This window comes from Sorangium sp. So ce448 (assembly GCF_051520915.1).
Taxonomy (GTDB): Bacteria; Myxococcota_A; Polyangia; order Polyangiales; family Polyangiaceae; genus Sorangium; species Sorangium cellulosum_B.
On record NZ_CP150343.1, the window covers coordinates 11,529,709 to 11,550,789 of the forward strand.

The window sequence follows — 21,081 nt, forward strand, 5'->3', positions numbered from 1 at the left end:
CCGGGGATCGAGGGGCCCTCCCGCCGCGCTCGTGTCGGGCGGAGATACCCGATACAGTTTCGACATGAATCCGCTCGTCCCGGACTTCATCCTCGAACAGGACGCCGAAGGGCAATACGCGGGCGCGGTCGACGCGGCTGTCCTGCACGTCTCGCTGCCGGCGATCGTGGAGCTCGCCGAGCAGATGATCGCGCGCCAGGCGCTCGATCCGGACGCGCTGCGCTCGTTCTTCGATCCGCTGTTCGAGGCCGTGCACCAGTCGGGCGGGTTCGTCGCGACGCTGTCGCCCGCCGGCGGGTTCACCGCGCTGTTCCCCGATCGGCCAGGGCGCAACGTCACCCGGCACGCCCGCAGCGCGGCGCTCGCGATGCGGCGCAGCCTCCTGGAGCTCGCGGCGCGGCGAACGCTGGGCGCCGGGGGCGCGCAGACGCCGTTCCGGATCGGGCTCGCCTGGGGCACGGTCCACTGGACGATCGTGCGCATCGCCCCGGATCGCGCGTACTACCTGATCTACGGCCCCGCGATGGAGGCGTGCCAGGCGACCGACCGCGGGGTGGACGACAGCGAGCTCCACCTCGATCGCAGCTTCCGCGAGCGGCTCCCCGCGGCGAGCGCGCGGGAGAGCGTGGCGGAGCTCGACGAGGCCGATCTCCTGAGCGGGCCCCCCTCGCTGACGATCACGTCGGGCCCGACGGACGCGGACGTCGAGGCGTTCCTGCCGCCGGGCGCGGGCGATCTCGCGCCGGAGGGCGAGATCCGCGAGGTGACGACGGTGTCGGTCTCGCTCGATCGGGTGGCGAGCCCGACGGAGCTCCTCCAGCAGCTGCACGAGATCTCGGCGATGTACGGCGCGACGTTCGCCGGCATGACCGTGACGGAGCGCGGCTTCGGCGCGCAGTTCTACTTCGGCGCGCCCGTCGCGCACGAGAGCGACCACGATCGCGCCCTCGACTTCGCGCTCGAGCTGAAGAGCAACGGCCTCGGCGTGCCCCGGCTCGCGGTGGGCGTCACCCGCGCGCGCTGCCTCGTCGGCTTCTTCGGCGCCGTGGGCCGCCGCGAGTTCGCGTGCGTCGGCCGCGCCATCCACCTCGCCGCGCAGATCGCGCGGAAGGCCGCGCCGTCGTCGATCTGGGCGGACGAGCGGGCGTTCCGCGCGGGCGAGGCGAGCCACCAGTGGTCGACGGAGAACATCTTCCGGTTCGACGGGTTCGATCTGCCGATCCTCGTCTACTCGCTCGAGCGGCGGCGCATCGCGGTGCAGGAGGAGTTCTACGACCTCGGCCCCATCGGCCGCGAGGTCGAGCTCGGGCGGCTCACGCAGGCGCTCGAGCCCCTGTTCACCGGGCGCTCCGCGGGCGTCGTGTACATCCTCGGCGAGGCGGGCATCGGCAAGAGCTACCTCGTGCACAGCTACCGCCACCAGCGCGCGCAGCTCATGGACATGCGCCCGCTCCTGTGGATCGAGGCCCGCTGCGATCAGACGCTGAGGACCCCGCTCTACGCGTTCGAGTTCGCGCTCAAGGAGTACCTCGGGATCTCGTCGGAGCTCGGCCAGCGGGCCAAGGAGGCGGGGCTCGATCTCGCGCTGGAGCTGCTCCTGGAGCGGCTGCCCGAGAGCTGGACCGAGGTGCGGGCCGGGATCGACAGGTCGCGCGAGGCGCTCGCGCGGCTGCTCAGGCTGCACGGCCAGGAGGCGGCGGCCGAGGCCGGGGGGCGCGACGAGGTCCTCGGGGCGCTCGCCGCGCTGCTCGTCGCGGAGAGCTCGCTGCAGCCGGTGGTGGTGCACCTCGACGACGCGCAGTGGGCCGATCGGACGTCGCTCGACGCGGTGCGCGCGATCACGGCCGCCTGCAGGGACCTGCCGCTGGCGGTGATCTGCTCGGCGCGGCCGGCGGCGTCCTCGGGGGAGGGCGTGGACGCCCGCATCCCGCTCGACGCCGGCATCCCGTCGCAGGCGATCGAGCTCGCGCCGCTCCCGGCGGAGCGGCTGCTCGCGCTCGCGGAGCCGTTCTTCGGGGGCCCGCTCCCCACGATGCTCGGGTCGCTGCTCGGCCAGACCGCGGGGGGGAACCCGTTCTTCGCGCAGGAGATCCTCGCGTACTGGCTGGAGGACGGGCGGTACGGGTCGGCCCACGACGCCGCGCGCTCGAGCCGGTTCATGCCGCCGCGGACCGTGAACAGCCTGCTCGTCGCGCGGCTCGAGCGGCTCGAGCCGCGCACGCGGCAGACGGTGATCTCCGCCGCGGTGCTGGGGCGCGAGTTCGACACGCGCGTGCTCGCCCGGATGATCCCGGACGCCTCGGCGCTCGTGGATCACCTGCGCTTCGGCGAGGCGCAGCGGATCTGGTCGCGGATGGGGGAGCACCGCTTCGAGTTCTGCACGGTGCTGATCCGCGACGCCGCGTACGGGATGCAGCCGGAGGAGACGGCGGAGCGGCAGCACCGGCTCGCGGCGGAGGCGATCGAGGCCGTCTACGGCGACGATCTCGAGGATCAGCGCGCGGCGCTCGACAGCCACCGGCGGCTCGCGGGCTGAGCGCGCCCGGCCGCTCTGGCCGGCGGGGCGCGGGGCGAGACGTGGGGGCGAGACGTGGAAGCGCGTGGAACCCCCTCGACGCCGCTTTCGAAGTGCGGCAACTGTCCGCGCATGAGCACGGCCCATCACGAGGCTCACGCGGCCCCGGCGCACGACGTGAGCGATCACCATGGCTTCGACGGGGAGCCCGCCCGCGCGCTGCCGGCGGACGAGCCGCCTACCCCGAACTGGGTCCCTGCGCTGGGGCTCGCGGTCTTCGTGGTGGCTGGCGTCACGTTTCTCGCGCTGAACAGCGACGACGACGGCGCCGCAGGGCAGGCCGCGCCGGCGGGCGCGCGCCCGGCTGCCGCCGAGGTTCGCCCGGCCGCGGCCGGCGCTCGCCCCGCCCCCGCTGGCGCCCGCCCGGCGACCGCCGAGGCTCGCCCGGCGGCGCAGCCCGGCGCGCGCCCGGCGGCGCCGACCGGGCCCGCGGCAGGGGCGGCCGCAGAGGCCCTGAACGCCGCCGCGGCCGAGCGCGCGGCGGGCACCGCCGCGCCGAGCCCGGCGAACCTGCGCAAGCTGACGCCGCAGGAGGTGGATCTGGTGCGCAAGCGCATGGAGGCGCGGCAGAAGGACGGCGCCCCGGCTCCGCCGAAGTGAGCGCGATCGTGGCGGACCCCGCCGCGGCGCGCATGCGCACGGTGCTGGTGCTCGGCGCGGGCACGATGGGCCAGGGGATCGCGCAGGTCACGGCGGTCGCCGGCTACGTGACGCGCCTCTACGACGTCGACGCCGCGCGGATCGGCGCGGCGATCGAGGACACCAAGCGCGCGACCGATCGCCTCGTCCAGAAGGGCAAGATGCTCAACGAGGCGCGCAGCGAGATGATCGGGATGCTGGTGGCGTCGCCGGATCTCGAGCGCGCGGCGGCGGACGCCGATCTCGTGATCGAGGCGGTGCCCGAGCGGATGGACCTCAAGGTCGAGGTGCTCGGCCGGGTGAAGGCGGCGGCGCCGGAGCGGGCGCTGCTCGGCACGAACACGTCGAGCCTGAGCGTCACGGAGCTCGGGCGCCGGCTCGGCGCGGGCGGGCGCACGATCGGCCTGCACTTCTTCAACCCGCCGCCGGTGATGGAGCTGCTCGAGGTGGTGCGGGGGCTCGAGACCGACGAGGCGACGGTGACGGCGGCGCTCTCGGTGGCGAGGCGCCTGGGCAAGACGCCGATCGTGGTGAACGACACGCCCGGCTTCGCGACGAGCCGGCTCGGCGTGGCGCTCGGCGCAGAGGCGATGCGGATGCTGGAGGCCGGGGTGGCGTCGGCGGTCGACATCGATCGGGCGATGGAGCTCGGGTACCGGCACCCGATGGGGCCGCTCAAGCTGACGGACCTCGTGGGGCTCGACGTGCGGCTCGCCATCCTGGAGCACCTCCACCGCGAGGTGGGGGAGCAGTTCCGGCCGCCTGTGATCCTGCGGCAGATGGTGCGGGCGGGGAAGCTCGGGAAGAAGACGGGGGAAGGGTTCTACCGGTGGACGGAGGCGGGAGCCCAGCCCAGCGACGGCTGGCGTCGCGGGTAGGGAGCGCGAGCGCGGCGGGCGCCGCGCGCGGCCGAGGGCGCGCTACCGGTTCATCTTGTCCTTCTTGGCGTTCTCTTCGGCTTCCTTCAGGCGCTCGGCCTCGCGCTGGACGATGCGCTCCTTGACCGCAGCGTAGTCCTTCTCGTCCTTCATCCGCCGGTCGACCTGCTTCTGCCTCTCCGCCGCGGTCGCCGGATAGCCGGTCGCCTTGGGGTTGCTCGTCAGGTACGCGCTGTAGGCCGCCCACGCCTCCTTCACGGCCTGCCAGTTCTTCTGACGCTCGCGCAGATCGGCGAGGCAGAAGAGCACCTTGGCGTGGAGCTCCTCCGTGCCCTTCTTGCCGATCGCCGTGGTCCAGGCCGTCTCGGCCTCCGCCATGTTGCCGGACTCCAGCATCGCCTCGCCGAGCAGGTAGAAGCCGAGCATCTTCGAGGAATCCAGCTTGATCGCCTCCTGGAATGCCGCGATCGACCCGGGGATGTCGCGCGCCACGAACGACGCCTGGCCCTTCAGGACCTGCTCCGTGTAGGGGCTGATGCCGGTGTGCCCGTTGGGATCTTTGCGCTGCGACGGAGCAGCGTCGGGCGCGGCCGCCGCCGGCTCGGACGCGGCCGCCTGCGGCTTCTCCTTGCCCGCAGGCGGCTGGGCGGCGACCGGCGCCGCGGAGAAGACGACAGCGAGGGCGAGCGATGCGACGACAGCGAGCGAGCGGTCCTGCATGCCCGCCAAGGTACCGCAGCTCAGGCAGGGCGCGCTACTTCCGCCGCGGCCTGAACGGATCCGGCGGCAACCCGGCATCCGGAGGCCGCCCCGCGTCCACCGGCGGCCAGCCCGCGTCCACCGGCGGCCAGCCCGCGTCCGGCCAGCCCGCGTCCACCGGCAACCTCCCCGCGTCCTGCCACCCCGCGTCCACCGGCGGAGAGCCCCCATCGGGGCCAGCGTCCGGCCAGCCCGCGTCCGCCGGTCCCCCGGCGTCCGCAGGCAGCTTGCCCGCGTCCCCCGGCGCGCCCCCGTCGAGCGCCACCCCGCCCTGCGCGCCCAGCGCCACCAGGCGGCCGTCCGGCTCCGGCGGCCAGAAGAAGCGCTCCTCCGCGCCCGTCTGCCGATCCACCAGCTTGACCCAGCTCGCGCGCGGGTTGTCCGCCATCTGCACGCTCAGCCGCGTCGTCACGCCGTTGTCGAACGTCGGACGGCGGGGCAGGACGCCCGGCGACCGCTCCGGCGCGTCCCCCGTCAGCGGCACGTTGAAACGGACCCGATCGAGGAGCTCCTGGCCGACGTACAGCTCGATCGCGAACCGGCCCATCATGCGCGCCGTCGCCAGAGGCCGGTCGAGCGTCACCGGTCGCACCCGCACGATCGCGCCCTTCACCCTCGCGTAGTGCACGTCGAAGATCCACTGCTTCGCGCTGGGCCGCGGGGCAGGGTCCGGCGCATACCCCGCGCGCGACGGCGGAGCCTCGGGCTCGGCCACGGCGACCACGCCGGCGGCGGCGAGCGCGAGGCCAGCGAGGATCCCCAGAGCGGCGCGGGTGAGAGGGCGAGGCGAGGTCATCGGGTACCGGGAGGAGGCCCGAGCGGCAGGGCCACCTCGAGCGTCGCGGAGAGCACCTCTTCCCACGTCGAGCCGTCGCCGTCGAGCGCCCCCCAGAGCTCGCGGAGCTCGTCCGGCACCGGCGCGATCGCCGCGCAGAGCTCGCCGCGCTCGTCCGGCACCGTGACGCGCAAGGCGTGCAGCGCGACGCGCGAGAGCGGGATCACCCGGCCCCTCGCCGTGGTCACCGACCGGGCCCCTCCATGGTCGCGATCGCCGAGGAGCGGCGCCCCCGCGTGCGCCGCGTGCACCCGGAGCTGGTGCGTGCGGCCCGTCACCGGGTCGAGGCGCAGCAGCGTGGCCGGCGCCGCGCCGCCGCCCGCCGAGGCGACCGCGCGGTAACGCGTCGCCGCGTCTTTCGCGTCCGCGCCGCCCACCGCAGGCAGGCTGCGACCGCCCCGCGCCCGCGCCGCGCCGATGGGCGCATCCCACGTGCCCGCCCCGTGGACGCGACCCCCGGCGATGCCCACGTAGACCCGCGCGATGCGCCCCGCCTCGCGCATCGCCGCGAGGTGCCGCCGGCCCCGCGCGCCCGTCGCGCACAGCACCGCGCCGCTCACGCCGACGTCGAGCCGCGAGGCCGCGTGCGGCAGGTCGCGCAGCCCGAGCAGCTCCGCGACCTCCGTGACCAGCGACCGCGTGCCCCGGCGCTCCGGCTCCGTCGGCAGCGCCGCAGGCTTCGACGCGACAAGGAGCTCCCCCCAGCGCGCCAGCACCTCCACCGGCGGCGCCCCAGGCGCGTCGCGCCGCGCCGGCCACACCGCGAGCTCGTCGCCGAGGGCCACCGCGTCGCCGGGCCGCGCGCGCCGGCCGTTCAGGAAGGCGCGCCCCTCCGCCGCCGCGCCCGCGAGGCCCCGCGACGCGCCGCCCGCGCGCTCGAGGGCGTCGGCCACCGTGGGGCCGTCCGAGGGCCCGACGCGGAACCGCGCGGCCGTCATCCCGGCGGCGCCGCGCGCGGAGCAGCGCCGCCGCCAGGAGCTCCCCCGGCGACGACGCCCGGCGACGAAGGCGAGGCGCGATCATCCAGGCGCTCGACAACGCCGCGATCGCCGTCGATCCGGAGCCGATCGCCCGTCTTGATCGCCAGCGTCACGCCGGGGACGTTCACCACCGCAGGGATGCCGTACTCCCGCGCGACGATCGAGGCGTGCGACATGGGGCCGCCGAGCTCGGTCACGACCGCGGCGGCCACCAGGAACAGGGGCGAGAGGCCGACGTCGGTCGTGCGCGCGACCAGCACCTCCCCCGGCGCCACCGCGTCGAGCGCCGAGGCGCCCGGCTCGAGCACGCGGGCCCGCCCCTCGACGACCCCAGGGCTCGCCGGCAGCCCGAGCAGGCGCTCCCCGGACGCGGGCGGCAGCACGACCGGCGGGGGCCGACCGATGAAGGTGGCCGGCGGATCGGGGCGCGCGGCGTCGCGGAGGTGCTCGGCGCGCCGCAGCCGGACGAGGTGGCCCACGTCGGCGCGGCCGCTGGAGAGCGCCGTCGCGAGCTCCTCGTAGGTGCAGAAGAAGACGCTCCCGGGCTCCAGCGAGGGATCGAGGCGCCGGAGGCGCCGATCGATGTCGAGCGCGACCCTGCGCAGCATGCCGAGGACGCGCGTCACCCACGTGCGCATGCGCTCCCGCAGGCGCACGTAGCGCTGCGCGCGGCCGACGAGCGTGCGCAGGAGCGCGAGCTCCAGCCGCGGCACGCGCGTCTCGAGCATCGCCATCTCCCGATCGGCGAGCGCCCGGGCCCGCGCCAGCGCGCGCTCCGGATCGCCCGGCGACCCGCGCAGCGACGCCGTGAGCATCGCGACGACGGGCGACGGGTCCTCCCGCCAGCGCGGCGTCGCGAGCTCCGCCTCGCGCACCGCGCGATCGCCGTAGGCGTCGAGGAACCGCGCGTACGCGTCGCGCGCCGGCCCCTCGGGCAGGTCGCGCGGCCACAGGACCTCGCCGGCGAGGAGCCGCTCGCGCGCCGTCCGATCCTGCATGACGAGCTCGGCGACCCGCGCGAGCTCGATGCCCGGCCCCGCGCTGTCGAGCTCGCGCACGCCGCCCGCGAGCACCTGCGCCAGGTGCTCGACGTTCGTCTCCGCGCGCCCGGCCGGCGCGTCGAGGTGCGCCTCCCCGGAGGCGGAGCGCGCGGAGGCGCGGCGGCCCGCGATGCGCTCGAGCGCCTTGCACAGCGCGAGGTGGCTCGCGAGCGACGCCGACGCGCAGTGCAGCATCCGCGTGCCGGTCCGCTCGAGCAGCAGGAAGACGCTCCGGAGCGTGGTGCCGATGGCGTCGTCCGGCAGGAGCGTCATGTCGAGCTCGGAGAGGGCGCGCTGCGCCCACAGCGCCTCGCCCTCGTAGGCCGCCACCTCGCGCTCGAGCCGCGCCTGCCGGAGGAGGAGCCGCGGCCCCGTGAGCGGCAGCCGCGCATAGAAGCCGCGCCGCGAGACGCCCTCGCTCTGCTCGGCGAGCCGCGCGATGAGCGCCTCGCTCGCCCCGCCGCTCATGCCGAGCAGCGCGCGCGGCGAGAGCCCGGGGACCTGCGCCGCGATCCGCATGAAGGCGGTGAGGTTGAGGTAGAAGCGCCCGTGCACGTTGGCCACGAGGCGCGCGCCCCGCGGCACGCGGCAGCCCAGCGCGGCGAACGCCTCGCGGAAGCCCCGGTCGGAGAACGCCCGCGCCACCGACCAGGTGAGCGGCGTCGCCGCCCCGGGGAGCGCCTCGCCCACGTTGGCGCGCGACCAGATCGTGTCGGCGTCGCCGCCCTCGGGGAAGCCGCCGCCGCTCACCGGGCGCACCTGGAGCAGCCACACGCGCCGCGCCGCCGGGGAGGGCGCGCCTTCGCCGCCGTCCGATGCCACCGAGGAGGGCGCGCCTTCGCCGGCTCCCCGCGCCACCGGAGCGGACGCGCCCGCCGCGGCGGCGCCCTCCGGCGGGTCGGACGGCGCTTCCCCGTCGACCATGCGCGCCGCGCCGGGCGGGCCCTCGCCGCGCTCCTCGACCGCCTCGACCGCGAACTCGACGTCGAACGGGCCCTTGCCGCCCTTCTCGAGCCGCTCGGCGAGTTCGGCGAGCTGCCGCAGCGCGGCCTCGCCGAGCGCCGGCTGCTCGGCGCTCGCCTCGGGCACAGGGACCTCCTCGAGCCCGGCCGCGCCCACGACGAGCGCGCGCCGCTTCTGCGCCACCGCCGACGCGACGACCCTGCCGCCGTCGCGCGCGAGCCGGATCGTGTCGGCCGCCGCGGCGCCGTCGACGACCGGCGCGCCGAGCCCGAGCGTGGCGTTCACGAGCCGCTCGCCGGCGTGCCAGTGCTCGCCCTCGAGCCCCGGCGGGGGCGCGGTGAACAGCACGCCCGCGGCCTCGGCGCGCACCATCACCTGCAGCACGACGCCCATCGCGACGTCGCGGACGCCGGCGTGCGCGAGGTACGCGAGCGCGCGCGGCAGGAAGGCGCTCGCCCAGACCTGCCGGATCGCGGCGTCGAGCCCGGCCTCGCCGCGCACGCCGAGCACGGACGTCGCGAGCCCCGCCATCGACGTCTCCTCGCTGTCCTCGCACGTGGCGCTGGACCGCACCGCGAGGCCCCACGGCGCCTCCTGCTCGACGGCCTCCCAGAGCGCCCGCAGCGCGGTCGAGAGCGCCTCGGGCAGCGGCTCGCTCAGGATGCGGTCGCGCGCGCGCGCCGCCCGGTCGACGCCCGCCCTCGTGCCCGAGAGCCGGATCAGCGTGGCGAGGTCGTGCCCCGGCGGCAGCTGCCGGTCGACGAGCTCCGTGAAGCACCGCGCGTCGAGCACCCACCCGCGCGGCACCGGGAAGCCGTCGCGGAGCAGGCGCCCGAGCGAGGCCGCCTTGCCGCCGACGCGCTTCGCGCTCATGTGACGGCGCAGGCCGGCGCTCTCGAGCGGCTTGAGCCACTCGCGCACGGTGGGCGGGTCGGTCGCGCCGTCGGCGCGGGCGGTGCGTGTGGGGTCGGCCACGTCGATGCCGAGGGAGTAACACGGTTCGGCGGCCTGGGTCAGGGGCATGTGACGGCCGGGCCGCCGCGATCACGGCGGCGGCAAACCGCGCTGGATCCGCTCGTGCCAGAGCACCATTTCAACGCCGCCCGGCCCCCGATTCCAGGCGTAATCGTGCGGGCCGGGCACGACGAGCAGTGTGTGGGTCACGCCGTCTTGCCGCAGCCGATCGCTGAGCGCCTGGATGGCGGGCAAGAAGGGGTCGGCCTCGCTCGACACGAGCCGGAGCGCGACCGCGCGGCGCTCCATGGCCCGGCGCGCGAGCGCGGAGAACATCTCCGCCTCGCCCGCCCGCACCGCGGGCTGCAGGGCGCCGACCGCGCCGAAGACGTCGGGGAACGACAGGCCGACGAGCAGCGCGAGGCGACCGCCGAGGCTCACGCCGTCGATGCCGGTGGCCTCGCGCGCCGCCTGGCAGCCGCCCTCGGCGCGCGCGCGCGGCAGGAGCCGCTCGACGAGGAAACGGCCGAAGCCCGCGGCCCCCTCGACGGAGCGGTCGCGGAGGTCGGGCGTGAACGGCGTGGCGATGCAGAGCCCGCGGTAGGGGTGCTCCTTCAGCGAGGCGTTGAGCTGCGCGAGCCGCTCGGGCGTCACCATCTGCCCGAGATCGTCCGGCGTGAGCGGCGGCGAGCGGAGCCGCCGGAGGGCCGCGTCGAGGCTGTAGTCGTCGCGCCACCCGCGCGCGCCGACCTCGAGGCCTCGCACCGCCTCGCCGCGCCCGTGCAGCGCGACGAGGAGCGGCGGCGCCGGCGCGGCCTCGGGCGCGAGGAGCAGCGCGCGCTGCGGGCCTTCGCCCTCGGAGGCGGGCTCGAACGGGAGATCCTTCCAGGCCGAGGGGGCCGCCTCCTCCGGCGCCGGCGGTGAGGTGCCTCGCCGGCACGAGGGCGCGGCGAGCGCGGCGAGGCCGAGCAGCGCGCGCCGGCGCGAGAGCGGGGGGATCGTCGTGGCGGCCATCGGCGGCGAGGGTAGCAGCGGGGCGCGGGCGCAGCCCTGGGCAGGCCCACGCGCCCGCATGTAGGCTGCATGGGTCCGGGCGAGGGCCCTCGAAGGGGGGAGCGCTCATCGGCGGGACGCGCCGATCCTGACGAGGCCCGAACGGCTCCGTCGGCCCCGGGCGAGAGACCGTGACGAAAGGGGACCGCTCATGAGCCATGAGACGAAGGGGGACGTCGGGCCGCGCGCAGCCGCGCCGGGCAGCGTGGAGGGCGTGATCGCGGACGACGTGAAGACGCTCCACAGCATGGGCTATGCGCAGGAGCTGCTGCGCAGGATGGGGGGCTTCTCCAACTTCGCGATCTCGTTCTCGATCATCTGCATCATCGCGGGCGGCATCACGTCGTTCCAGATGGGCTTTTGCAGCGTCGGCGGCGCCGGCATCGGCATCGGGTGGCCGGTGTGCAGCGCGCTCACGCTCTGTATCGCGCTCACGATGGGCCAGGTCGCGTCGGCGTTCCCGACCGCGGGCGGCCTGTACCACTGGGCCTCGATCCTCGGCGGCCGGGGCTTCGGCTGGGCCACCGCGTGGTTCAACCTGATCGGGCTGATCACCGTCCTCGCGGCCATCAACGTCGGCGCCTACCTGTTCATCATGAGCTCGCTCGGCCCGCTGTTCGGCGTGGATCTCGCCGCGATGCCCCCGGATCGCGCGCTGGTGACGCAGGCCGTCGGGGTCACGCTCATCACGGGGACGCAGGCGCTCTTCAACCACCTCGGCATCCGCGTCACCACGCTGCTCACCGACTTCAGCGGGTACCTCATCCTCGTCGTCTCGGTGATCCTCACCGCCGCGATGCTCTTCTACGCGCCCGCGATCGACGCCAGCCGGCTCGTCACGTTCACGAACTACAGCGGGCCGAAGGGGGGCGACGTGTGGCCGGAGACGGGCAGCATGACAACGCTGTTCCTCCTGAGCTTCCTCCTGCCCGCGTACACGATCACGGGGTACGACGCGTCGGCCCACACGTCGGAGGAGACGATCGGCGCGGCGCAGACGGTCCCGCGGGGCATCGTCCGGGCGGTGCTCGTCTCCGGCGTCTTCGGGGCGCTGATGCTGAGCGCGATCGTGCTCGCGATCCCGGACATGGATGAGGCGGCGTCGAAGGGCGGCGGCGTCTTCTTCTGGGTCATGGAGCGCGTCATTCCGGAGAACCTCCGGATCGCGCTCTACGCCGGCATCTCGGTGGCCCAGTACCTCTGCGGGCTGGCGACGGTGACGTCGGCCTCCCGCATGACCTTCGCGTTCGCCCGCGACGGGGGGCTGCCGCTCTCGGAGCAGCTGCGCAAGGTGAGCCCGAAGTTCCGGACGCCGGCGACGGCGATCTGGGTCGTCAACGCGCTGACGATCGGCTTCACGGTGTACACGCCCGTCTACTCGACGATCACGGCCGTCTGCGTGATCTTCCTCTACATCTCGTACGTGATGCCCACGACGATGGGCGTGCGCGCCTACGGCCGCACCTGGGTGAAGATGGGCCCGTGGGACCTCGGCCCGCTGTACCGGCCGCTCGCGATCATCAGCGTCCTCGCGTGCCTGATGCTGATCGTGGTGAGCGTCCAGCCGCCGAACGACAAGGCCCTGGGCATCATGCTCATCGTCTTCGCCGTGACGGCCGTCGTCTGGTTCGCGCTGGAGCGCCGCCGCTTCCAGGGCCCGCCCCAGGGGGTGATGATCCAGCAGCGAGAGCAGGAGATCGCCGAGGCGGAGCGGGCCGTCGGGCAGATCGCCGCGCGCGGCGGGCCCTAGGGATCCGGCGGAAGAGAGGGACGCAACAACCGACGGAGAGGCTGAGAAGGCGAATCAGCCTCTCGAGGGGTCGAGGCGAGGGATCAGCCGCCGGACGGGCTGAAGAGGAGGGGATAGGTCACGGTCACGATGCCTGCGTCCGGCGGCGGGAACGACAGCCCGTAGAACGAGCGCACCACGCAGGAGACCACGCCGGCGTCCGGCAGATCGGAGCCGCCGTTGTGGACGCTCGATACCGCTCCGTCGCGGCCGATCACGAAGCCGACCGACACGCGCCCGGTGAGGTTCGGGCTGTTGCGCAGCCCGTTCTCGTAGCAGAGCCGGAAGCGACCGAAGTTCTGGCGCACGATGCGCTGGATGACCTCCGGCGGGATCCGGCCCGACACCGAGGGCGAGCCGACCCGCATGCGCGGCGCGCTCGCCTTGTGGCCAGGGCCGTTGGCGAAGCGCGACGCGCCGCCGCCGGGGCCGAAGCCCGGCCCATCGCCGACGCCGCTCCCGTGGTTGATGGTGCCGATGGCCCCGATCCCGATGCCCATGAGATGCCCGCCGCCCCCCTCGCCGACGCCTGTCAACCCGAGCCCGCCCACGCCGCCCGACTCGTCGATCGTCTCGCCCCACATGTTGCCGATCACGCTCCTTTCGCCGTTGCCGAGCGTGTCGGGGCCGCCCCAGGGGGCCGAGAGCGCGTTGGGATCGCCGCCGGGCCCCGCGTTGAGCACGCCGATCATGCCGAAGCGCGCCGCGTCGTCGAGCGCCTGGGCCCGCGAGATCCGCACGTCGCGGTTGTCCTTCGGCCCCTGGATCTCGAAGCGCCCGCCCGTCTTCCGGCTCGTCTCGCTCCCGGCTTTGCCCGACTCGCCCATCGCGGCCGCGCCGGAGCCGCCCTCGCGCTCGGTCCGACCGCTCGCGTCGGTGATGTCCTTCGGCTCGGGCAGCTCCTTCTCGGCGATCGCGCCGATCGCCTGCGCCATGAAATAGGCCTGCTCCGCGCTCACGCCGCCGTCGTCGGCCATGGCAAGCGGGGGCATGAACGCGGCCATGGCCCCGAGCAGGCCGACGTGGAGCAGCGTCGAGAGCGCGGTGAACGGCAGGTTGCGGCGGTCCATGCCGGCCTTGCCCGCGACGCGGCGGCCCGCCCTGCCCACCGCCACCTCGAACCCGAAATCGCCGAGCTCGAGCCTCGCGCGAGCGCCGGGCGGCAGCGTGATCCGCCGCGCCCCGTCGAGCTCCGCGCACGGCGCCGCGCGGCCGGCGGCGATCGCCTGCGCGATCGTCATCCTGCAGCTGCCGAAATCGATGGATCCCGACGCGCCCGGCGGGATGACGGCGCTCACCTCACCGCCCTCGCTCACAAGCACGAGCGGCGCCCGCGCCGCGCCCAGGCGCTCCGCAGGTAGGAAGAAGTCGCACACGCCCCCGGGGCCCTCCGCCTCGCCGACATGAAAGGCGCGCGGCGGCGTCAGGTGCGCCACGTGAAGCGGGGTGTTCCCCCACCGGATGATCACCTCGAGCGACAGCGCGTCCGTCTCGCACTCATCGGCGGGGACGTCCGGCGCGCTCTTGACGAGCGCGTACGTATAGGAGCCCTCCGGCGCGTCCGCGGGCACGTCGGCCTCGATGGCCGGATACGGGCTGAAGGGCAGGTTGCTGAGGAACGGATTCGAGGGTGCGATGCCCGGAGCCATCTTGAACGTGTCCATCGGAGAACAGCCCTTTCCCTGCTCGCGCTCGCGCGCATGTCCGCGCGGCGAGCGGTCTGAATGGAGCGAGCCCTCGAGGGCCCGCCTCTCTCGGCGCGCCCCGGCGCACGCGCGGCGAGCTTCACCGCTCTCTGCGTGCGCCGCGGAGCACCGCGTCCACGCCAGGGATCGACAGCGCCGCCCGCCCCAGGTTCCGGAGCCGCGCCGCGATTTTCGGCGGCACATCCGCGCGCCGGGGGATTGAATAAACTGGACCGCCGCCTGGCGCCTCGAGGTGGTGGTGACCCGCGCCATCACCCCGCGGGATCGCGCCGCCACCTCGAGCGGACCGGCAGGGCGGCCGGCGGCAGTCGACGGCACCCGCGCGGCGCGATCCCCGCGCATCCCGGGGAGATCGCCGAAGCCTGGGGTGACGCGACGCCCCGGTTGACGGACGCCAGGCGATGGCACGGAAGCTGCGAACAACGTTGGTGCGTTGGCGACGTCGTCGACGTCGTCGAGGTCGACGTCAACGACGCGCGACCGCGCTGAACGGAGCGCGGCGCGCTGACGCCCGCGCCCGTCGACGCTGCCCGGCGAAGGTACACGCCCGAGATCCACCGGCGGCGCGCCCGTGGAGCGCGCGCCGGGCGGCGGGCCGCGGCGAACACCCACCGATCGAGACAACGAAGGAGTCGAACGTATGAGCAACAGGCGATTGTTCCATGTCCTCGCAGGGGTCCCGGTGCTCGGGTGCCTCCTTGCGATGCCGTCGTCGGCGCGCGCGCAGCACGAGGCGCACGTCTACGGGATCGCGAACTTCGGACACACGGGGGAGTGCGAGGACGACACCAGCCTGTCGCACTCGGTGCACACGAGCACCGCCGCCGCCTTCGCGAGCACGTTCAACCTCCTCAGCATGGTCTCCCTCTGGGATGAGGTCTCGACGCGCAACAACACGAGCGCCCGGGGGAGCTACTGGACCGACTCGAGCCAGGCGGCGTCCTGCGCGTGCTCGGCGAACGACATGGCGTCCGGCTCGGGCGCGGACGAGGCCGATGTCGTCTTCATCCACACGCACGGCTGGCACGACGCCGGGAGCTCGTCGACGCCCGCTTACAGCGGCCTGGTCATGGGCAACGGCAGCTACGACTGCGGCGTCCTGACGAACGAGAACATGCTCTTCGGCAACCCGGGCACGGGCGGGGATCTGGAGATCGCGGTCGTCAAAGCGTGCCAGTCGGGCGATTACGACGTGTGGAAGAACGGCGGATACCGCCAGCAGATCACGACCTCGGACAGCACCATGACGATGTGGAACGCGTTCCACGGCGACTCGTCGTGCGGCAATCACGTGAAGGACTACGTGGGTGACTACTCGATCAGCTCCATCTCCAACGGGGTGGGAGAGAACTGGATCGACGAGGCCTACGACGACAGCCAGTTCAGCAACGACGACGACTGCCCCGTCTCGATCGTGTTCGGCTCGTCGTTCGCGTCCCGGGAGCTCATGTACGAGTACGGCGGGTGGCGCGACCGGAAGAACACCGGGCTGAAGACCGGCTCGACCATCTACTACATCGCCGGCTGCGACCCCTCGAACGGGCGCGTGCTGCCCGGCGGATGAACGACGAACGCCGCGTGTTGCCCGAAGGATTCGAACGACAGGAGACATGACGATGACGACGCGAACGATTGGTTTCTGGGCCGCGCTCTCGATGACCCTCATCGCCTGCGGGGCGCCGGAGGTAGCCACCGAAGGGGGCGGCGATGACGGCGAGATCGCCGCGGCCGCGCAGGCGCTCGAGGGGTTCACGTTCGACTCGCGGGAGCTCGCCACGGCGCCCGCCGCGAGGCTCCCGGCGGCCCGGCTGACGCTGCGTTCATTCGATGACGCGCTCATCCAGCGCTCGCTCATCGGGGCCGATCAGCAGTTCACGCCGCTCAGCGAGCTGGGGCGCCGGACGGAGCACGAGTCGGCGGACTGGACCTACGAGAAGGACCCGTCGAACGGCCAGGTGCTCGTCCTGCGGAAGACGCCGAGCGGGCCGCGGATCTCGCCGGACGAGGCGCTCCTCCGGCGGAACGCGCTCGCACGCCTGAACAGCTGGGGCATACCGAACGACGAGATCGGGGCCGTTGTGCAGCGGAGGACGCTGCGCGAGGATCAGGACGGAACGGCGGCTTCCGCCCCGGAGGTCCATCGTTACAAGACGTTCGTGTTCCGGGCCGTGAACGGCGTCCGGGTCCAGGGGCATCGCGCGGTCGTGACCCACACGCTCGATGGGACCTTCAACCGCGCCCTCATCCGCTGGCCCGCCATCGCCTCGACGGGCCACCGGCTCCGCACCGCGCTCACGGCGCCGGAGATCGAGCGGCGCGCCGTGGAGGCGCTCTCGGCAGAGGGGGAGAGAGGCGGCGGCGTGCGGCTGCGCTGGAAGTACGTCGCCACGCCCCTCACGAGCGGAGAGGTGACCCTGACCCTGACCGTGGGCGCGATCCTGGGCGCCGGGGCCACGCCGAGCGGCGTCACCGAGGAGCCGCGCGAGGTCGACATCGATGTCGCCGCGCTGTGACGGGCGCGCCGGAGAGGCGCCCCGCGCCGGACAGCGCGCGGGCGCGGGCTGCGCGAAACCGGATCGCAATGGTTCGGCGCTCGCTGGTTAAACGCGGCGGACCCATGAGGCGAGGCCGTCAGGAAAGCGTGTCGGCAACTCGCCGCATCGCTCGCGCTCCACCGCCCTACGATCCAAGCCGCATCGTTGATCCAGAGCCGCGCAGTCGGCCAGAACACACGAGTTGGGGTGGCGGCGCGCCCGTCATCGCGCGTATAGTAAAGACCATGGGTGCGGCCAGGAGCAACGGTCAAGACCCCCTCATCGGCGCGACGATCGCCGATCGATACCGGATCATCTCGCTCATCGCGCGCGGGGGGATGGGCAGGGTCTACAGGGCAGAACAGTTCGCGCTGGGCCGGGTCTGCGCCCTCAAGCTGCTCCTCCCCGATGAGCGCTTCGAGCAAGATCCGGAGTTCTTTCGACGCTTTTCGCGCGAGGCCGCGACCGCGGCGAGGCTCACCCACCCGAACTCCGTCACGGTCTTCGATTACGGCCGGGACGATCCGCGCGGGATCTACTTTATGGCCATGGAGTATATCGCCGGGCGCACGCTCCACCGCGTGCTCCACGACGAGGGCGCGCTCCCGGAGGCGCGTGCGGGCCGGATCGCGCGGCAGATCTGCCGCGCGCTCGCCGAGGCGCACGGCCTCGGCCTCGTGCACCGGGATCTCAAGCCGGGCAATGTGCTCCTCGTCGACCAGGAGGACGAGAAGGACTTCGTCAAGGTGCTCGACTTCGGCCTGGTCAAGGACGTCTCGGGGCGGCAGCTGGACGAGCTGACGCAGAGGGGCGTGTTCATCGGCTCTCCCAAGTACACCGCTCCGGAGCAGGCGATGGGCCACGAGCTCTCGCCGCGCGCGGACATCTATGCGCTCGGCGTCCTGCTCTACGAGATGCTCTGCGGCAGGGCGCCGTTCGACAGGAAGGTGGCCGCGGCGACGCTCATGGCGCACGTCAGCGAGCCGCCGCCGCCGCTCGCCGATGGCGCGCTCGTGTCGCCGGCGATGACGGCCATCGTGATGCGGTGTCTCGAGAAGAGCCCTGACAGGCGCTTCCAGTCGATGAGGGAGTGCCTTACCGCGCTGAAGAGCGCGGCGGGCGAGCCGTTCGACGTCTCGCACGTCTCGCACGCCTCGCGGGCCTCGGCCCCGGAGCGCCTGTCCCTGGCGCAACCCCGGAGCGCGCTGCCCTCCGCGTCGTCGATCTCGGAGCTCCGCATCTCGGCCTTCTCGCCCTCTCCCAGCGAGCCGCTCGTGTCGCTTCGCTCGGCGCAGCTCGACTCGCTCTCTCCGCCGCAGGCTCTCGCGACCTTCAGCAGCTCCGTCGCCCCGCCCCGTCACTCGACCGTGTCCCTCTACCTGGTCGCGCTCGTGGCGGCGCTCGTCGGCGGGGGCCTTGTGCTGGCGCTCGGCTGGCGCGTGCCGGACGCCGCGAGCCCCCCTGCAGCCGTCCAGGCCGCCCCCATGCCGGTCGAGGCGTCAACGTCGACTACGTGTTCTCGCTCAAGCTGGTGCTGCCCTGATCGCTGGCAGCGCGGCCGGCCCTGAGCAAAGACCCTGGCCGAGAGGCAAACGACGACGTGAACGCTCATGGCAGGAAGGGGTCGGTTTGCGCTGGGCTGGTCCTCTGTCTCGCGGCGCTGCCCGGCTGCTCGCGGGAAGAGACCTCCCAGCCGGCCGCCGGGAGCGGGGCCACGCGGCCTGCGGCGCTGCGGGCCGAGCTCGAGCCGGCGCCGGAGGGCGGCGAGATCACCGCGCTTGTGCAGCAGGCGCGGGAGCGCGCGCGGCGGGAGGGCCGCGAGCTCGTCGTCTACGTTGGCGCGCCCTGGTGCGAGCCGTGCACGAGGTTTCACGACGCGGTGAAGGCCGGCCAGCTCGACGCGGTCCTGCCTGCGCTGCGCCTGCTGGAGTTCGACCTCGACCGCGATCGGGATCGGCTCGCCGAGGCCGGCTATGCGTCGGAGATGATCCCGCTCTTCGTGGTGCCCGGCGAGGACGGCCGGGGAACGCCCCTCCGCATCGAGGGGTCGGTGAAGGGCGAGCGCGCGGTGGACGAGATCGTGCCCCGGCTCGCGGCCATCCTGAGCCGAGCGCGGGCCTCGGCGCGGTGATCCTCGAGGAGCGCCGGCCGCCCCGCCCGCGCGGGCGCCGCCGCGTCGCGGTGCGCGTCGGCGTCTCGGTGGACGCGCGGAGGCCGCGGCACCATGGATAGGGCCTCATGAGGACCGCCGCCCTGCTGCTCGCAGCCGCCGCCGTGTCGCTCGCCGCGGGCTGCCGCAACGGCGCCGGCAGCGAGCCTGCCCAGCCCATGCCGAACGTCACGCCGATCGACACGCGCGCCTCCGCCGAGCCGGCGGTCGACGACGCGCCGCCCACGCCGCGGCCACCGAAGGAGGCCGATCCCACGAGCACCGACGCGTTCGAGGGCACCGCGGGCGCCACCGACAAGCCGCGCGCCGGCGCGAAGGTCGCGGTCCTGCGCGACGTGCGAACGGCCCGGCACGACCACTACGACCGCGTCGTGTTCGAGTTCGAGGGGGACGCGGTGCCGGGCTACCACATCGATTACATCGACAAGCCGGTGCGCCAGTGCGGCTCGGGCGAGGCGACGGAGATCGCGGGCGACGGATGGCTCGCGGTGCGGATGACCCCCGCGGCGGCGCACGACGATGCAGGGAACGCCACGGTCCCGTTCCGCGAGCGGAAGCTCGCGCTCGGCGTGGCGCGCGAGATCGAGCGGACGTGCGACTTCGAGGCCGAGGTGACCTGGGTGCTCGGGGTCTCGTCGCCGAACCGGTACCGCGTCCTCGAGCTGACCAAGCCGGCGCGGCTCGTCGTCGACGTGAAGCACTGAGGCCGCGTCCACGGCACCCCTGCGGCTCGCCGCGCCGCGGGCGGGCGCTGGGCGCGGCGCGCCTCCCGCCGCTCAGCCGCCTCCCGCCCCTCAGCCGTCCAGCGCGGGCCCGGGCTCGCCGTGGCGCGCGGGCGGCGGAGGCGCGTCGGCCGCCTTCGGCGGGGGCAGCCGCCGCGGCGGCACGACGACCTGCTTCGGCGGCGCGGCGGGGCCGCTCGACGGCCGCGGGATGTTGTAGACGCGCTTCGCCTGGATCGCCGTGGATCGAAGGCCGTTGGCCCGCTTGATCGCCTCCACGGTGGTGCCGTACTGCCGGGCCAGCGAGCCCAGGGTCTGCCCCTTCTTCGCGGTATGGCGCACGTAGTGCGACGTCGGCTTGATCGCCCCGCGCTTCACGAGCAGCGGATACGCGCGCGCGGCCGACTCCTGCGCGATCGGGCTGTAGAACCGGACGTGGATGTGGTTCGCGTGCCCCCGGGCGTGGCGGACGAGCGGACGCGGCTTCTTCGACCCGAGCTGGAAGACCTCGTCGAGCCAGTCCTTGTCCTCCCCGATCTTCAGCGCGTGCTCCTTGAGCAGCCGCTGCACGCTGCTGTCGATGAGGATGAGCTCCACGTCGGTCTCGGTGATGAGCGCCCGGACGAAGGCCCAGGTGCGCTCCCGATCGAGGTTCGCCGCCGTGGCCCGCTGGTACCAGCGGTGCCGGGCGTCGAGGAAATAGCTGATGTCGACGTCGCGCCCGGCCTGGTGGCTCTTGTGGGGCGAGAGGCGGCCGCCTTCCCGGGCGCTGATGTGCCCGATATAGAGCTTCGGGCTCCCCGGAAACTGCCGGTGCACGTCGGCGATCGCCCGGTCGAGCGCGTCGATCGTCTCGCGCGTCCCCCAGGCGTGCGCGGGATCGACGAGCTCCCACCGATCGCCCTCAGGCATCCGGACGCCGTTGAACAGCGCGCCCGCGTTGGTCGCGCCCAGCGACATCGGCCCGAGCGCCGCCGGGTCCTTCGAGAGCAGCTCCTCGATCTGGGCCTCGGTCATCGCCGAGAGCGGCGAGTGCGCCCGCGCCCCGGTGCCCGGATCCGCCGGCAGCTCCAGGCCGTCGTCGACCTCACCGCCGTCGTCGTCGACGTCGGCATCGTGGGCGTCCGCGAGCGCGGCCTCCTCCGCCGCCGTCCCGGGCGCGGGCGACGGCGCGGCGCCGCGCTGCTCCGGGGACACCCCGGAGGCCACGCGCAGCAGGCTGTCCTTGGACCGCGCCGCCTCCGGCGCCCTCCCGGCGCAGCCCGCGAGGAGGAGGGCGCAGAGGACGGAAACCAAGCTGCTGCGCCCCATCGCGGGCCACTATACTGACACGAGGGAGCGACGCCAACCGCGGCCCCGCGCTCGCGTGCGGCGCGCTCCACGCGACGCGCGTTCAGCGTGAGCCTGCGTTACGGGGCGTTTATGCGGCGTTGCGCGATGTTTTGCAGCGGCGCTCGCGTCCGCGCACGAGGACGTTGCCGCCG

Annotated in this window: 16 protein-coding genes; 9 read left to right on the top strand and 7 right to left on the bottom strand. The window is 74.1% G+C overall.

The genetic code is table 11. From position 1 onward, the window contains the following. Positions 1-64 precede the first annotated feature (64 nt). The 3 genes from WMF45_RS43550 to WMF45_RS43560 all read left to right on the top strand — a co-directional run bounded on the left by WMF45_RS43550 (position 65) and on the right by WMF45_RS43560 (position 4,092). Complete coding sequence (locus WMF45_RS43550) at positions 65-2,536, top strand: AAA family ATPase (protein ID WP_437712502.1); 2,472 nt, start codon at positions 65-67, stop codon at positions 2,534-2,536. 111 nt (positions 2,537-2,647) lie between these two features. Then, complete coding sequence (locus WMF45_RS43555; protein WP_437712504.1) at positions 2,648-3,175, top strand: hypothetical protein; 528 nt, start codon at positions 2,648-2,650, stop codon at positions 3,173-3,175. Between the two features lie 5 nt (positions 3,176-3,180). After that, a complete protein-coding gene (locus tag WMF45_RS43560) occupies positions 3,181-4,092 on the top strand; it encodes a 3-hydroxyacyl-CoA dehydrogenase family protein (protein ID WP_437719639.1) in 912 nt (303 codons plus the stop codon). Positions 4,093-4,134: 42 nt separating this feature from the next. Here the strand turns inward: WMF45_RS43560 and WMF45_RS43565 are convergent, their stop codons facing one another. The 5 genes from WMF45_RS43565 to WMF45_RS43585 are packed head-to-tail and all read right to left on the bottom strand — an operon-like array spanning position 4,135 to position 10,637. Then, positions 4,135-4,812 (bottom strand): tetratricopeptide repeat protein, encoded by a 678-nt coding sequence (locus tag WMF45_RS43565; RefSeq protein WP_437712505.1) that lies wholly within the window; start codon positions 4,810-4,812, stop codon positions 4,135-4,137. 34 nt (positions 4,813-4,846) lie between these two features. Continuing rightward, entirely contained in the window at positions 4,847-5,647 is an 801-nt protein-coding gene (locus WMF45_RS43570; protein WP_437712507.1) for a hypothetical protein, read from the bottom strand. Continuing rightward, the gene (locus WMF45_RS43575; protein ID WP_437712508.1) at positions 5,644-6,624 is read right to left on the bottom strand and encodes a pseudouridine synthase; all 981 of its coding nucleotides are present in this window, start codon (positions 6,622-6,624) and stop codon (positions 5,644-5,646) included. The genes WMF45_RS43570 and WMF45_RS43575 overlap by 4 nt, the downstream gene beginning before the upstream one ends. After that, positions 6,621-9,692, bottom strand: coding sequence for a PEP/pyruvate-binding domain-containing protein (locus tag WMF45_RS43580; protein WP_437712510.1), 3,072 nt, complete (start codon positions 9,690-9,692; stop codon positions 6,621-6,623). The genes WMF45_RS43575 and WMF45_RS43580 overlap by 4 nt, the downstream gene beginning before the upstream one ends. 21 nt (positions 9,693-9,713) lie before the next feature. Next, positions 9,714-10,637: an alpha/beta hydrolase gene (locus WMF45_RS43585; protein WP_437712512.1), complete on the bottom strand. Its 924-nt coding sequence runs from the start codon at positions 10,635-10,637 to the stop codon at positions 9,714-9,716. A 286-nt stretch (positions 10,638-10,923) separates the two neighbouring features. Here WMF45_RS43585 and WMF45_RS43590 point away from each other — a divergent pair, with 286 nt between their 5' ends. Further along, positions 10,924-12,426: an amino acid permease gene (locus tag WMF45_RS43590; RefSeq protein ID WP_437719640.1), complete on the top strand. Its 1,503-nt coding sequence runs from the start codon at positions 10,924-10,926 to the stop codon at positions 12,424-12,426. Positions 12,427-12,509: 83 nt separating this feature from the next. Here the strand turns inward: WMF45_RS43590 and WMF45_RS43595 are convergent, their stop codons facing one another. Next, positions 12,510-14,129, bottom strand: a complete 1,620-nt coding sequence (locus WMF45_RS43595; RefSeq protein ID WP_437712514.1) for an AgmX/PglI C-terminal domain-containing protein — start codon at positions 14,127-14,129, stop codon at positions 12,510-12,512. 682 nt (positions 14,130-14,811) lie between these two features. Here WMF45_RS43595 and WMF45_RS43600 point away from each other — a divergent pair. From WMF45_RS43600 to WMF45_RS43620, 5 genes are all read left to right on the top strand, one after another. Next, positions 14,812-15,735: a hypothetical protein gene (locus WMF45_RS43600; protein ID WP_437712516.1), complete on the top strand. Its 924-nt coding sequence runs from the start codon at positions 14,812-14,814 to the stop codon at positions 15,733-15,735. A 52-nt stretch (positions 15,736-15,787) separates the two neighbouring features. Then, positions 15,788-16,684 (top strand): hypothetical protein, encoded by an 897-nt coding sequence (locus WMF45_RS43605; protein ID WP_437712518.1) that lies wholly within the window; start codon positions 15,788-15,790, stop codon positions 16,682-16,684. A gap of 266 nt (positions 16,685-16,950) precedes the next feature. Further along, complete coding sequence (locus tag WMF45_RS43610; RefSeq protein WP_437712520.1) at positions 16,951-18,273, top strand: protein kinase domain-containing protein; 1,323 nt, start codon at positions 16,951-16,953, stop codon at positions 18,271-18,273. Between the two features lie 32 nt (positions 18,274-18,305). Then, complete coding sequence (locus tag WMF45_RS43615) at positions 18,306-18,836, top strand: thioredoxin (protein WP_437712522.1); 531 nt, start codon at positions 18,306-18,308, stop codon at positions 18,834-18,836. Positions 18,837-18,943: 107 nt separating this feature from the next. Beyond that, the gene (locus tag WMF45_RS43620; protein WP_437712524.1) at positions 18,944-19,579 is read left to right on the top strand and encodes an AMIN-like domain-containing (lipo)protein; all 636 of its coding nucleotides are present in this window, start codon (positions 18,944-18,946) and stop codon (positions 19,577-19,579) included. A 90-nt stretch (positions 19,580-19,669) separates the two neighbouring features. Here the strand turns inward: WMF45_RS43620 and WMF45_RS43625 are convergent, their stop codons facing one another. After that, on the bottom strand, positions 19,670-20,908 hold the full coding sequence (locus tag WMF45_RS43625) for a LysM peptidoglycan-binding domain-containing protein (protein WP_437712526.1): 1,239 nt from the start codon (positions 20,906-20,908) through the stop codon (positions 19,670-19,672). Positions 20,909-21,081: the final 173 nt, after the last annotated feature.